The organism is Pseudoalteromonas sp. NGC95, assembly GCF_015864705.1.
GTDB lineage: Bacteria > Pseudomonadota > Gammaproteobacteria > Enterobacterales > Alteromonadaceae > Pseudoalteromonas > Pseudoalteromonas arctica.
Map to the genome: position 1 here is coordinate 21,549 of NZ_JADYWR010000024.1, position 14,087 is coordinate 35,635.

Below are 14,087 nucleotides of genomic sequence, written 5' to 3' on the forward strand. Positions count from 1 at the left end.
GCTTTTTTTATATGCCAAATAAAATGCAAACAATAATAGCAGTAGATAAAAACAGCACTTTAAGCACGCGTGACAGAGGCTTAAATTACGGTGACGGCTTTTTTACAACGGCTAAAGTTGTTGATGGGCAAGTACAGCATTGGGCTCATCATAAAGCGCGTTTGATTGAATGCGCACAGCGTTTGGGTTTTCCTGAGCTAGATTTTAATCGCCTTGAAAATCAAATTACTTTGCATATAAAAGCAGCATCACTCAACGTGCTTAAAATACTTGTAACGCGAGGCGAAGGCGGACGTGGTTATGGGCTGCCAACTGAGTGTAATATTACTATTTTATTGAGCATATTAGATTACCCTAGTAATTACGAAGCGCTTGTTAAAAAGGGTGTAAATCTAGAAATAAGCCCAATTAAATTAGCAGCACAGCCTTATTTAGCGGGTCTTAAAACACTAAACCGGCTTGAGCAAGTACTAGTTAAAAAAGCAATGCAAACGCAAAACTGCGACGATGTGTTAGTGCTTGATTACAATAACAATGTAATTGAAGCTTCTGCAGCTAATATTTTTGCGATTAAAAATAAGTGTGTGTTTACGCCATTGCTTGATGAGTGCGGAATTAAGGGCGTTTATCTGCAATCGTTATGTGATAAATTGCCTGTTGAATTTAAACGCGTGAAAGTAGAAGACTTAACCCAAGCAGACGCCGTATTTGTGTGTAATAGCTTAATGGGAGCAGTACCTGTAAAACGTATTGAGCAACAGGTATTTAATACAGACGAAAGCCACGCATTACTAACTAAATTATTAGCCAAGGAGGCTGAGTGTTAAAAGTTATTTTATCGGTACTTTTTTTAGCTGTTATAACCACTGCTGTTGGTTACCAGCAATTACAAGCAACAATAAATAGCCCGTTAAAGGTAGCACAAAGCACACAATTTGAAGTTAAGCATGGCACTGGCTTTAATAAGTTATGCCAACAATGGCAAGCTAATAACTGGGTAGAAAGTTGTTGGCGTTATCAGGTAATTGCCAAATTAGATCCCACGCTTACCGACTTAAAAGCGGGACTTTACGAGCTAACAGATGATAGCGTTATCAACAACGTAAAAAAAATTAATAAAGGTCAGCAAATCAACTTTAGTTTTACCATAATTGAAGGGCAAAACTTACGTGAAGTACTAAGTGCTATTAAAAAAGCCGATAATTTACAAAACGATTTAAAAAGTGATGAGCTAAGTACACAAATACTGGGCAATAATACACACTTAGAGGGCTGGTTATTTCCAGACACTTACCACTATCATAATAACGATACTGCAAGCAGTGTATTAAAACGTGCAGCACAAAAAATGCAGCAAACGTTAGACGGTGCTTGGCAGCAGCGCGCAGCTGAGCTCCCTTACAAAACAGCATATGAAGCACTTATAATGGCTTCAATTATTGAAAAAGAAACAGGCCTTGCCAGCGAGCGTCCGTTAATTGCATCAGCGTTTGTTAATCGATTAAACACCAATATGCGCCTACAGACCGATCCAACCATAATATACGGATTAGGCGCTGATTTTGATGGAGATATTAAACGCAAAGATTTACGCGATTATACGCCTTACAATACGTATCGTATTAATGGCTTACCGCCAACACCGATTGCAATGCCATCAAAAGCCGCTATTTTAGCTGCAGTTAATCCGCCACAAAGTGAATACGTTTACTTTGTATCAAAAGGCGATGGTAGCCACCAATTTTCAACCACGTTAAAGCAGCATAACGCGGCAGTTAAAACGTATATATTAAATAAAAAGAATTAAGTTTTTATGAAATCAAAATTTATAGTAATAGAAGGGCTAGAAGGCGCGGGTAAATCAACCGCTATCTCGTTATGCCAAGACTTTTTAAACAAACAAAAAATAGACTTCATTAACGTCCGTGAACCTGGCGGCACGCCGCTTGCTGAATCGCTTCGTACGCTTGTAAAAGCAGAGCACGAAGAAGAAATTGCCTTTGAAACCGAGTTGCTTATTATGTACGCAGCACGTTCGCAATTAATGCACAATGTTATTACCCCAGCGCTTGATAAAGGCCAATGGGTACTTGCCGATCGTCATGATTTATCGTCTCAGGCGTATCAAGGTGGTGGGCGTGGTATTAGCTCAAATACATTAGCTTCACTTTCGTCAATGGTATTAAAGGGCTTAAAGCCTGATTTAACTATTTACCTTGATATTGACCCAGTGATAGGCCTTGAACGCGCGAAAGGGCGTGGCGAGCTTGACCGTATTGAACAAGAAGCCATTGAGTTTTTTCAGCGTACACGTATGCGTTATGTTGAACTTGCTAATGACGACAATACAATTAAAACAGTTGATGCAAACCAAAGTATTGATAAAGTACATCGCGATATAACCAATGTACTGCATTCATTTTTTGAAGGCCTAAAATAATATGCCATTGCCTTGGCTACATGATACTCAAGCACGTTTAGCGCAAAGTTATCGCGCAGAGCGTTTTCATCATGCGCAATTATTTTGTGGGCCTGTTGGCGTAGGTAAGTTTGAGTTAAGTGATGAGCTTGGGAATGCTTTGTTATGTCAAAATATAGCTAAGCAGGTAGCTGCGCAAAACAGTATGCTAAAACCTTGCGGACAGTGTAAAAGCTGTTTACTTACCCTGGCTGGCACTCACCCCGACAAACGTTTAACGCAAGTTGATGGGCAAAGTATTGGTGTAGACGATATACGTGGTATTAGTGATTTTATGAATCACTCAGCAGCGCAAAATGGCAATAAAGTCGCGATAATCGAAAATTGCGAAAAAATGACCACAGCAGCAGCTAACGCATTATTAAAAACACTTGAAGAGCCAACTAATAGCCGCTTTTTAATATTAACCACAAGCCAACCAGCACAGCTCCCTGCAACTATTTTAAGTAGATGTGCTAAAAGTGACGTAAAAATAACAAATACAGCACTTGCTCAGCAATGGCTAGAAACATTAGATATACCTAACTATAGTTGGTTAGCACTTTTTTATAACCAACCGCTGCAAGTAAAGCATTGGCAACAGCAAGACCAGCTAAAAAATATTGATACACTGTATAAGTTTGCAACTGAGTTTAAACAAAGCCATAATTTCAAAGCGTTAGTCGATATAATAAATAAACAGCCTGAGCTTGTTCGCATATTTACTTTATTTTTAAGCGTGCAACTAAAGCAACAATTACTGCAAGGTATGAGTTTTGACGCTTATCAAAGTGCGCAAAATGCATTAGGCGAGTTTTTACAAAATAACACACAAGTACTTGGCCTTAATTTACCGCTTGCTGTATCACGATTAGCATACACATTGCGAAATTCTTAAAAGGATTAATCATGCAAGAACTACTAGTAGACATAGACGATTTAGACGAGTTATACCGTTGTTATATGCCTTACTTAAAAAAAGGTGGCTTATTTGTACGTACTAATATGCGTTACGAAGCAGGGCATTCATTAGCGCTTAGAGTTACCTTGCCCGATGCCTTAGAAGATGATGTAGTAACAGGTAAAGTGTCGTGGATCACGCCACAAGGTGCACAAAGCTCTAACCCTCCAGGTATTGGTATTAGCTTTTTAGACGATAAAACAAACCTAAACGCTAAAATCGAAAAGCTACTTGGGACTATGTTAAACTCAGGCGATCAAACATATACCATGTAGTTATAGGGTCGGTTTTTCATTGAGATTAACGCCGCCCTATATTGGGTTCTTTTAATTGCTAACATAATAAATTAAACGAACAAATTTAAACCCTGAACATAATACAGGCCTTATAGTGATTGTAGATTCTCATTGCCATTTAGATCGTCTTGATTTTGATAAATTAGACTTAAACCTTGACCAAGTTCTTGATAAAGCGCGTGCAAAGCAAATAGAGCACTTTTTATGTGTAAGCGTAACGCTTGATCAGTTTCCAAGCATGCTTGATAAAATTAAGCACTACGACGATGTTTCAGCCTCATGTGGTGTACATCCACTTGATCAAAAAGACGCCCTTAATAAACAGCAACTAATCGACTTAGCCTCACACGAAAAAGTCGTCGCTATTGGCGAAACGGGCCTTGATTACTACTATTCAAAAGATACTCACGCAGTGCAGCAAGCAAGTTTTGTTGGGCATATTGAAGTAGCTAACGAATTACAAAAACCGTTAATTATTCATACTCGTGATGCCCGTGCCGACACCATTAATTTAATGCGTGAGCACAAAGCCGAAAACTGCGGTGGTGTACTACATTGCTTTACTGAAGACTGGGATATGGCAAAAAAAGCCATAGACATGGGCTTTTATATTTCTATTTCGGGCATTGTTACCTTTAAAAATGCTATTGAGCTAAAAGAAGTAGTAAAACAAATACCGCTAGATAGATTATTAATAGAAACCGACTCGCCTTATTTAGCACCGGTACCGTATCGTGGGCAAACAAATCAGCCAGTGTACGTAGAAGATGTTGCTTACTACATTAGCGAACTTAAAGGCATTAGCTTTAATGAACTGGCTAAAGCGACTACCGAAAACTTTTATTCTTTATTTAAATTAGCAGCTAAAGGCTAAATACATGATTACTCACACGGCAAACCTTCCTATTTTACTAATGGGGCCAATGGTGCGCCGTGCAGAGCAAACTGGAGTCTGCATTCAGTTTGCTACCTCCAAACCTGCAAACTGCCAAATTACACTTATAAATCATGAATGTTATAGCGATCAACACACTGTTTCTTTAGGGGAGCATTTATACCTGCATTTCGTCATTATAAAGCCAATAAATAACAAACTTCCTGTAGATAGCTTATTAAGCTATAAGCTTGTAATTGATGATACAGCAATCGATTTATCGCCTTGGTGCTATAGCAATCAAACAACGCCTGCATTTGTAATCCCTAATAAACTCAGCGATATTTTGCATGGCTCGTGCCGTAATGCACATCATCCAGCAAAAGACAGCTTAGTGTCCGCAAGTCACTGGCAAAACACTCAGCGCGGTAATAATAACCAAGGCGCACAATTGTTATTACTGAGCGGTGATCAGGTTTATGCCGATGATGTAGCAGGCCCCATGTTATTAGCTATTCATCAGTTAATTAAAGCCTTAGGTATCTATAAAGAGCAACCACTTACCATTGAGCTACCCGCCGACATAAATGAGCAACTTTATAATCGCTATTTGTTCTTACCAAAAACGCCGTGGCAAAAACGCTCAAAGTTAGGTGTAGGTTATTGGCTAAAAAAAGACGAACCTCACTTTTCAAGTGTAAAAGCGTATAACCACCTCATCCATTTTGAAGAATATATAGCACTTTATTTATTAAATTTTAGTGCTGCTGCTTGGCAATGCGTTGATATACAAAACACAACGTATTTAGGTCAAAGCGAGCAAAACAAAACTATTTTTAACGCTGAAAAAACAGCATTGATTGATTATGCAAAAGGCTTAAGTGAAGTAGAGCGGTTGTTTGCCAATGTATCTACATTAATGATGTTTGACGATCATGATGTAACCGATGATTGGAACCTCACCGCTGGGTGGGAGCAAGCTATAAATGAAAATCCAAGTAGTAAACGAATCATTAATAACGGTTTAATTAGTTATTGGCTTTTCCAAGGAATGGGGAACGATGCACTAGATAAAACAGGCGAGCTACTTACACCTTTTAAGCAAAGCCGTACTGCTAATAATTTATGGCAGTTTAAAGCATTTGATAAACCACTAAACGATTTTAGCTTTTGGCATTACGAGTTAACGACAATACCTAAAGTAGTGGTGCTTGATACGCGCACGCACCGCTGGAGAAATGAGCAAAACTTTAATGAGCCGTCAGGTCTACTTGATTGGGAACGTCTCACAGAGCTTGAGGAAAGCCTATTAAGCCACGACCAAGTTATTATTGTATCGCCAGCTCCCGTGTTTGGTGTTAAATCAATAGAAGCCATTCAAGCCATGTTTAACATATGTGGCCAACCGCTCATGGTTGACGTAGAAAACTGGATGGCGCACGAAGGCTCAGCCAAAAAGCTACTCGATACATTTAGACGAACCGACACCCCAAACGAAACCCTTATTTTATCTGGCGATGTACATTACTCATTTTGCTTTTCAGTGCAAAAGCGTTTTGGCGATCACCCTAATCGAATTTGGCAACTTACCGCCAGCGGTATTAAAAACGAGTTCCCGCGTAAATTAATAAACATACTCGATAAACTAGATTCAATTCTATACGGCCCAAAAAGTCCTTTAAACTTTTTTACTAAACGCTGGCATATGGAAGTAGATAAACACCAAACTAAAGGTGAAGGGCAAAAATACTTAGTAAGCGACTCAGCTATTAGTTTAATAACACTAGAGCAAGGAAATTTAGCCCGCTATCAACTCATACATGGTGAAGGGCATTTAACTGAGTTTGATTTAGAAGAACAGTAAGTTGCTCATCTACAAGTCAATTGTAGATGAGCACTCTTGGTAAGGCGTTTGAAAAAGTAAGAAATAGTACTGTCTATAGAAGAAGCTGCAAATAAAAACGCCCAAAGGCTTATAAAAACCTCTGGGCTATAAAGTGACTCTAAATTGAGTCTAGCGTTAACTAAAAACTTTCTGGTTCGTTAGGGAGAAGAAGAAAGTACTTAAAACTATAGTAAAGGTACTCAATAAAGCATAACTAATTTTGCCATCTGGTTACATTTGATAACAAAGGATTAGATTAATTATGCGTAATTTGTACTTTAGTTTAACCCCAGCTTATTAACTGCGTATTTTGCACTAGATCTCGGGGTAGTGAATTTTTGATCTTATTTTTTTGCCATTTCCCGAGCCCAATAGGGCAACCACACAGTGTTAATACTACTTCACCTATTGTTTGAGTTGCCTCAGCTAAGCGTATATCTTTACCTTGAAAATAATCATTTGCTTGCTCGTTATTTAACGCGTAAATATTAGTTTTACACTCATTGCCAAATACGGTTGCAAATTCGTGCGTTAGTCTCACGCCATTTTTATGAATAATGCCAATTTGAATACCTAAACGTGCGTACTTAATTTTATTTTGCACGGCTTCAAACCCTTGTGGAAATAACCACAGCTCTTTATCGCGCTGCATTAAGTTGCCAGGTAGGTTAGTTAACCCAAAGTGCTCATTAAGCGACAGCATAAACGCGGCACTTTGCTTCTTATCAAACTCGTTAAACGGGAATGCACCTTTTTTAACTGTTTGATTTGGGTTGTTGCAACTTGTGTGCTTTTTAAATTTAGCAATAAAAAAGCCTTCGCTATCGAATGTCTGCGGCCATACATGCAAATAGCCTTCACTTGTGGTGGTTTTGCTTGCACCTTCAAATAAATCACTTAGTGACTCAGGTGCTATGTAGTCGCCAAACTCACTGAGTAAATAATCGCACACTTGTTGGTTTTCGAGCGGGGTAAGTGTGCAGGTTGAATACACTAATGTGCCACCTGGTTTTAATGCATAAAAAGCGCTTTTAATTAAGTCTTTTTGTACTTGGGCTATTTGAATGTTTGATTCTATTGACCAATTTTTTAGTGCGTCGGCGTCTTTACGCACAGTACCTTCGCCAGAGCAGGGCGCGTCTAGCAATATGCTATCAAAGCATTCAAACATGTAGTTGCCAAATATAACGCCATCAAAATGTGAGAGCGCACAGTTACCTACTCCCATACGTTTGAGTGTTGCGCTGAGTACCTTTAAACGAGATGACGAAAGCTCGTTTGCAACAAGCACGCCTTGGTTATCCATAAGTGCTGCAAGTTGTGATGTTTTAGAACCTGGCGCTGATGCCATATCAAGCACGGTGTTATTTTGCCAGTTAGCGAGTTTAATACTTTGCTTTAATGCGATAGGGGGTAGCATTGAACTTGCCTCTTGTACGTACATAGCTCCGCTTAGGTGTAAGTCGGTATTACCAAGGGCTAGGTTTTGCTCTTCATCGCTTGGGCGCTCTAGCCAAAAACCTTCACTGCACCAAGGTATGGGGGTTAGCAGCCAATTTTTTTCAGTTGCACGTTCTACAAATTCTTCAATGCTAATTTTTAATGTATTAACGCGGATAGATTTTCTGAGGGGCCTACGACACGCATTTAAAAAGTCATCTAAGTTTAGATGCGCTGGTAAATAGGTTTTTACGTCATCAATAAAGTGCTCAGGAATAAAAGTGTTGGCGTTCACGCGTTAGCTCATACTATAAAAATAAAGCGCGATAATAGCATTTATGCGAAGTGTTTTCAGCGCTAAAAAGCGTAACATCTGATTTATTGTGCTGTCGACACTTCACTGTTTTAGTCCATTGTAAAACCATTTTTATGCGACTTTAGGTTAATAGTGTCGACAATGAGTGTGTTTTTTAGCCATTTCGATAGGTTTAAGGGTTGACATGATTTTTTAATAAGCCCATAGTAACCACATTAATTGTCGACAATCTAAAAAATAACTTATGACACACACATTTTTAAACGAAGCGCCTATAACTACCGCATCAGATCAAGTATTTGTAGATATGCGCCGTGAGATTGTTGAAGGCAGCATAGTTCAAGGCAGTAAAATATCAGAGCCTGAGCTTGCCAAACGTTATGGTGTAAGCCGTGCAACACTTAGAGAGGCGTTAAATCGCCTAGAAAGTTGCTACCTTGTTGAGCGTAAAGCTAACGTAGGTTGCCGAGTAGTTGCCCTTACCGCTGAACGCTTGATTGAAGTTTATCAAGTTCGTAGTTCGCTTGAAGGCTTGGCATGTAGACTTGCTGCCGACAATATGGAACCCGAAGAAGTAAAAGGCTTAAAGCAATTACTTAATCAGCACCTACAAACACAGCGTGTTAAAGAGGGCGAGTCTTATTATCAAGAAGCCGGCGATTTAGATTTTCATTACCGTATTATTCAAGGCAGTAAAAACGCGCATTTAATTCATTTACTGTGTAATGAGCTCTATCAATTAATACGGATGTACCGTGTACAAATGGGCATGGTGGGGCCGCGTGTATCAAAAGCGTTTGATGAGCATTTAGCTATTATTAACGCGATTGAAAACCACGATGGCGAACTGGCCGAAATGCTTATGAAGCGCCACATAAGTGCATCGCAAGCAAATATTCAAACCAAATTTGATTTATTAGCTAAGCAGAAAGCATAAGCTGTTAAAAGTTAAAAGTTAAAAGCTAAAAGCTAGCAAAAGCAGTCAAACAGTCATAATTACAGATTAAAACTATAAGTTACTCCACGTAGCAACCGTTCAAAGTGAGGAGAAAGTAATGTCAGCAGGATTAAAATTTAAACACGCTATTGCCAATAACCGCCCGTTACAAGTAGTAGGTACTATTAACGCATACACCGCGATGATGGCTGAAAAAATGGGTCACCAGGCTATTTACCTCTCAGGTGCCGGTGTTGCAAACGCCTCGTTTGGTATGCCTGATTTGGGTATGACGAGCCTTGATAACGTGCTTGAAGATATTCGTCGTATTACTGGTGCTAGCGATTTACCACTACTTGTTGATGCCGATACCGGTTGGGGTGGGGCGTTTAACATTGCACGCACGGTAAAAGAAATGACTAAAGCCGGTGCGGCGGGTTTTCATATAGAAGACCAAGTAGCGCAAAAGCGCTGTGGTCATCGCCCTAATAAAGAAATTGTAAGCCAAGGTGAAATGGTTGACCGCATTAAAGCGGCGGTTGATGCAAAAACCGACAGCGATTTTTATATTATGGCCCGTACCGATGCATTTCAAAAAGAAGGTTTAAATGCCGCTATTGACCGTGCAGCTGCCTGTGTTGAAGCCGGTGCTGACGCTATTTTTGCAGAAGCCGTACACGACCTTGCTGATTACCAAGCATTTGCAAAAGCGATTAACGTTCCAATTTTGGCAAACATTACTGAGTTTGGCCAAACACCAATTTACACTAAAGAGCAGTTAAGCGATGTAGGCGTTGAAATGGTGCTTTACCCACTAAGTGCATTTAGAGCCATGAACAAAGCAGCATTAAACGTGTATTCAGCAATTTTGAATGAAGGCTCGCAACAAAGCCAAATTGAAAATATGCAAACGCGTTCTGAGCTTTACGACTTTTTAGATTACCACACGTACGAGAACACACTCGACACCCTTTTTTCATCAAAATCTGACAAATAATAATTATTAAAAAATAAAATCACACACAAATTTAAGATAGGAGAAGATCATGGTAGATAAAGCATTAGGCGGCGCGGGTTTACGCGGACAAGTGGCTGGTCAAACAGCATTGTGTACTGTTGGGCAAAGTGGTTCTGGTTTAACGTATTGTGGTTACGATATTAGCGAACTTGCCGAAAAAGCGCAGTTTGAAGAAGTGTCTTTTTTACTTTCACGCGGTGAGTTACCAACAACTAGCGAATTGGCTGAATATAAAGCTAAACTTAAAAGCTTACGCGGCTTACCAGATGCACTTAAAATTGTGCTTGAAAATATTCCTAAAGATGCGCATCCAATGGATGTAATGCGCACAGGTTGCTCAATGTTGGGTAACCTTGAAATGGAGCTTGATTTTAGCCAAGCCAATGATGCAATCGACCGTATGGTTGCTGTATTCCCAAGTATTATTTGTTACTGGTACCGCTTTACACATGATGGCGTACGCATTGAAACACAAACTGATGACGACTCAGTTGGCGCACATTTTTTAACACTGTTACATGACAAAGCACCTAGTGATTTATTTGCACAAGTGATGAACGTATCACTAATTTTATACGCAGAGCATGAGTTTAATGCTTCTACATTTGCGGGTCGTGTGTGTGCATCAACGCTTTCTGATATTCACTCTTGTGTAACAGGTGCGATTGGTACGCTACGTGGCCCACTTCATGGTGGTGCTAACGAAGCAGCTATGGATATGATTCAAGGCTTTACAAGTGCTGAGCATGCTGAGCAAGAAGTAATGGGCATGCTTGAGCGTAAAGACAAAATAATGGGTTTTGGCCATGCGATTTATCGCGAGTCTGATCCACGCAATGTAATTATTAAAAAATGGTCTGAAAAACTAGCGGCAGAGGTGGGCGATACCGTGCTTTACCCTGTGTCTGTTCGTTGTGAGGAGATTATGTGGCGCGAGAAAAAACTGTTTTGTAACGCCGATTTTTTCCATGCATCTGCTTATCACTTTATGGATATTCCGACTAAATTATTTACGCCAATATTTGTAATGAGCCGCGTTACTGGTTGGACTGCGCATGTAAAAGAGCAACGCGCTAACAACCGTATTATTCGCCCAAGTGCCGATTACACAGGCCCTGATGCACGTAGTTACACACCAATAGAGTCACGTTAAAAAATGAGTGAGCACGCATGTGCTCACTTTTTTATTGCACATAGCCACTAGCGAGCAGTTTTTCTCAAACTTTTCATTAAACACGCTAGCTGTGAGCAAACACCGTCACCAAATTAGCGAACCCTTATTATGACCATAATTAATAATACCCAATACCGTAAACCTCTGCCGGGCTCAAATGCCGACTATTACGATACGCAAGAAGCCGTAGATGCAATTAAGCCAGGTGCATACGCCACACTACCTTATTCATCACGTGTATTTGCCGAAAACCTAGTACGCCGATGCGACCCTGCCATGTTAACCGATGCACTTAATCAGCTAATTGAGCGAAAGCAAGACTTGGATTTTCCGTGGTATCCGGCGCGCGTAGTATGCCACGATATTTTAGGCCAAACGGCACTTGTTGATTTAGCAGGTTTGCGTGATGCAATTGCAGCCAAAGGCGGCGATCCCGCAAAAGTGAATCCTGTGGTACCCACGCAGTTAATAGTTGATCATTCGTTAGCGGTAGAGCATGCCGGTTTTGATCCTGACGCATTTGACAAAAACCGCGCGATTGAAGACAGACGAAATGATGACCGTTTTCACTTTATCAACTGGACAAAAACTGCCTTTAAAAATATTGACGTTATTCCACCGGGTAATGGCATTATGCATCAAATTAACCTTGAAAAAATGTCGCCGGTTATTCAAAACCGAGATGGCATTGCATTCCCAGATACACTAGTTGGCACCGACAGTCACACACCACATGTTGATGCGCTGGGCGTTATTGCTGTGGGCGTAGGTGGGCTTGAAGCTGAAAGCGTAATGCTTGGCCGTGCTTCTTATATTCGCTTGCCTGATATTGTAGGTGTTGAGCTAACAGGCAAGCGCCAACCCGGTATTACCGCAACCGATATTGTGTTGGCTATTACTGAATTTTTACGTGAGCAACGTGTTGTCTCTACTTATTTAGAGTTTTACGGTGAAGGTGCCGACGCGCTTACTCTTGGCGACAGAGCAACCATTTCGAACATGACGCCTGAATTTGGCGCAACTGCAGCCATGTTTTATATCGATGATAAAACAATAGATTACTTGCGTTTAACAGGCCGTGAAGAAGAACAAATAGCCCTTGTAGAAAACTACGCTAAAACAGCAGGCCTTTGGAGCGATAGCTTAAAAACCGCAAAATATGAGCGTGTGCTTAAGTTTGATTTATCAAGCGTGGGGCGCAATATTGCCGGTCCATCTAATCCACACCGCCGTGTATCGACAAGTGATTTAGCTAAAGAAGGTATTTCGGGCGTTGTTGAAAATGAAGAAGGCTTAATGCCAGACGGCGCATGTATTATTGCTGCTATTACTAGCTGTACTAATACGAGTAATCCACGCAATGTAATTGCCGCTGCACTCCTTGCCCGTAACGCAAATGCTAGGGGTTTAATGCGTAAACCTTGGGTTAAAACTTCATTAGCACCAGGCTCAAAAGCGGTGCAATCATACCTTGAAGATGCAAACTTACTAACAGAGCTTGAGCAACTTGGCTTTGGTATTGTTGGTTTTGCGTGTACAACGTGTAACGGTATGAGCGGTGCCCTTGACCCTGTTATTCAAAAAGAAGTGATCGATCGCGATTTATACACTACCGCGGTGCTTTCGGGTAATCGTAACTTTGATGGGCGTATTCATCCTTATGCTAAACAAGCATTTTTAGCGTCACCTCCTTTAGTTGTTGCGTACGCCATTGCAGGTACTATTCGCTTTGATATTGAAAAAGGGATACTAGGGCAAGATCAACAAGGCAACGATATTACGCTTAAAGATTTATGGCCGTCAGACGAAGAGATTGATGCAGTAATTAAGCAAAGCGTTAAGCCAGAGCAGTTTAGAAAAGTATACGAGCCGATGTTTAATTTAACCGTAGATTACGGTGAAGATAACGATCCACTTTACGACTGGCGCCCAGAAAGTACGTACATTCGTCGCCCTCCTTATTGGGAAGGTGCACTTGCGGGTGAGCGCACAATGACCGGTATGCGTGCGCTTGCAGTTCTTGGCGATAACATTACAACCGATCATTTATCGCCATCAAACGCAATTATGGCAAGTAGTGCTGCTGGTGAATACCTGACCAAAATGAACGTGCCAGAGGAAGACTACAACTCGTATGCAACGCACCGGGGCGATCATTTAACAGCGCAGCGCGCAACATTTGCAAACCCAAAACTACTTAATGAAATGGTACTGGACGAAAACGGCGAAGTTAAGCAAGGCTCTTACGCACGCTTAGAACCACAAGGCACTAATACCCGTATGTGGGAAGCAATCGAAGCCTACATGGAGCGTAAACAACCGCTTATTATTGTAGCTGGTGCCGATTACGGGCAAGGTTCGTCGCGCGATTGGGCAGCAAAAGGCGTAAGACTTGCAGGCGTTGAAGTAATAGCTGCTGAAGGTTTTGAGCGTATTCACCGTACTAACCTAATTGGTATGGGTGTTTTACCGCTTGAGTTTAAAGCAGGCACAACGCGTAAAACTCTAAAGCTGGATGGCAGTGAAACGTACGATGTAGCAGGCGATTTAAAACCAGGTGCCACCGTTAATTTAAGTATTACTCGTAAAGACGGTGAAGTACTCACTGTGCCTATGAAGTGCCGTATCGATACCCAAGAAGAGCTTTCTATTTACGCGGCTGGTGGTGTGTTACAACGCTTTGCACAAGACTTTTTAGAAGCAACGAAATCTGCATAAGGGCAAGCAT

The 14,087-nt window shown here is 40.8% G+C and carries 12 protein-coding genes; 11 read left to right on the forward strand and 1 reads right to left on the reverse strand.

The window, feature by feature from the left end; translation table 11 throughout:
* The first annotated feature begins 11 nt into the window (after positions 1–11).
* The 7 genes from pabC to I6E70_RS17415 all read left to right on the forward strand — a co-directional run bounded on the left by pabC (position 12) and on the right by I6E70_RS17415 (position 6,453).
* Positions 12–827: an aminodeoxychorismate lyase gene (pabC, locus tag I6E70_RS17385; protein ID WP_197189280.1), complete on the forward strand. Its 816-nt coding sequence runs from the start codon at positions 12–14 to the stop codon at positions 825–827.
* Positions 821–1,807 (forward strand): endolytic transglycosylase MltG, encoded by a 987-nt coding sequence (mltG, locus tag I6E70_RS17390; protein WP_197189281.1) that lies wholly within the window; start codon positions 821–823, stop codon positions 1,805–1,807. The genes pabC and mltG overlap by 7 nt, the downstream gene beginning before the upstream one ends.
* A gap of 6 nt (positions 1,808–1,813) precedes the next feature.
* Positions 1,814–2,440 carry a dTMP kinase gene (gene tmk / locus I6E70_RS17395; protein WP_007585737.1) on the forward strand — a complete coding sequence of 209 codons (627 nt, stop codon included), beginning with the start codon at positions 1,814–1,816 and terminating at the stop codon, positions 2,438–2,440.
* A 1-nt stretch (position 2,441) separates the two neighbouring features.
* Complete coding sequence (locus I6E70_RS17400; RefSeq protein ID WP_121954227.1) at positions 2,442–3,356, forward strand: DNA polymerase III subunit; 915 nt, start codon at positions 2,442–2,444, stop codon at positions 3,354–3,356.
* Positions 3,357–3,367: 11 nt separating this feature from the next.
* Entirely contained in the window at positions 3,368–3,694 is a 327-nt protein-coding gene (locus I6E70_RS17405) for a PilZ domain-containing protein (RefSeq protein ID WP_002962367.1), read from the forward strand.
* A gap of 115 nt (positions 3,695–3,809) precedes the next feature.
* Positions 3,810–4,589, forward strand: a complete 780-nt coding sequence (locus tag I6E70_RS17410) for a TatD family hydrolase (RefSeq protein WP_197189282.1) — start codon at positions 3,810–3,812, stop codon at positions 4,587–4,589.
* 4 nt (positions 4,590–4,593) lie between these two features.
* Positions 4,594–6,453, forward strand: a complete 1,860-nt coding sequence (locus tag I6E70_RS17415; RefSeq protein WP_197189283.1) for an alkaline phosphatase D family protein — start codon at positions 4,594–4,596, stop codon at positions 6,451–6,453.
* A gap of 304 nt (positions 6,454–6,757) precedes the next feature.
* On the opposite strand, the gene rsmF is transcribed toward I6E70_RS17415, so the two are convergent.
* A complete protein-coding gene (gene rsmF / locus I6E70_RS17420) occupies positions 6,758–8,209 on the reverse strand; it encodes a 16S rRNA (cytosine(1407)-C(5))-methyltransferase RsmF (RefSeq protein ID WP_197189284.1) in 1,452 nt (483 codons plus the stop codon).
* Positions 8,210–8,474: 265 nt separating this feature from the next.
* Here rsmF and I6E70_RS17425 point away from each other — a divergent pair, with 265 nt between their 5' ends.
* From I6E70_RS17425 to acnD, 4 genes are all read left to right on the forward strand, one after another.
* Entirely contained in the window at positions 8,475–9,167 is a 693-nt protein-coding gene (locus I6E70_RS17425) for a GntR family transcriptional regulator (protein ID WP_002962362.1), read from the forward strand.
* Positions 9,168–9,285: 118 nt separating this feature from the next.
* Positions 9,286–10,164 carry a methylisocitrate lyase gene (prpB, locus tag I6E70_RS17430; protein WP_002962361.1) on the forward strand — a complete coding sequence of 293 codons (879 nt, stop codon included), beginning with the start codon at positions 9,286–9,288 and terminating at the stop codon, positions 10,162–10,164.
* Positions 10,165–10,213: 49 nt separating this feature from the next.
* Positions 10,214–11,338 (forward strand): bifunctional 2-methylcitrate synthase/citrate synthase, encoded by a 1,125-nt coding sequence (gene prpC / locus I6E70_RS17435; protein ID WP_197189285.1) that lies wholly within the window; start codon positions 10,214–10,216, stop codon positions 11,336–11,338.
* 129 nt (positions 11,339–11,467) lie between these two features.
* Complete coding sequence (gene acnD / locus I6E70_RS17440) at positions 11,468–14,077, forward strand: Fe/S-dependent 2-methylisocitrate dehydratase AcnD (protein ID WP_165726117.1); 2,610 nt, start codon at positions 11,468–11,470, stop codon at positions 14,075–14,077.
* Positions 14,078–14,087 lie beyond the last annotated feature (10 nt).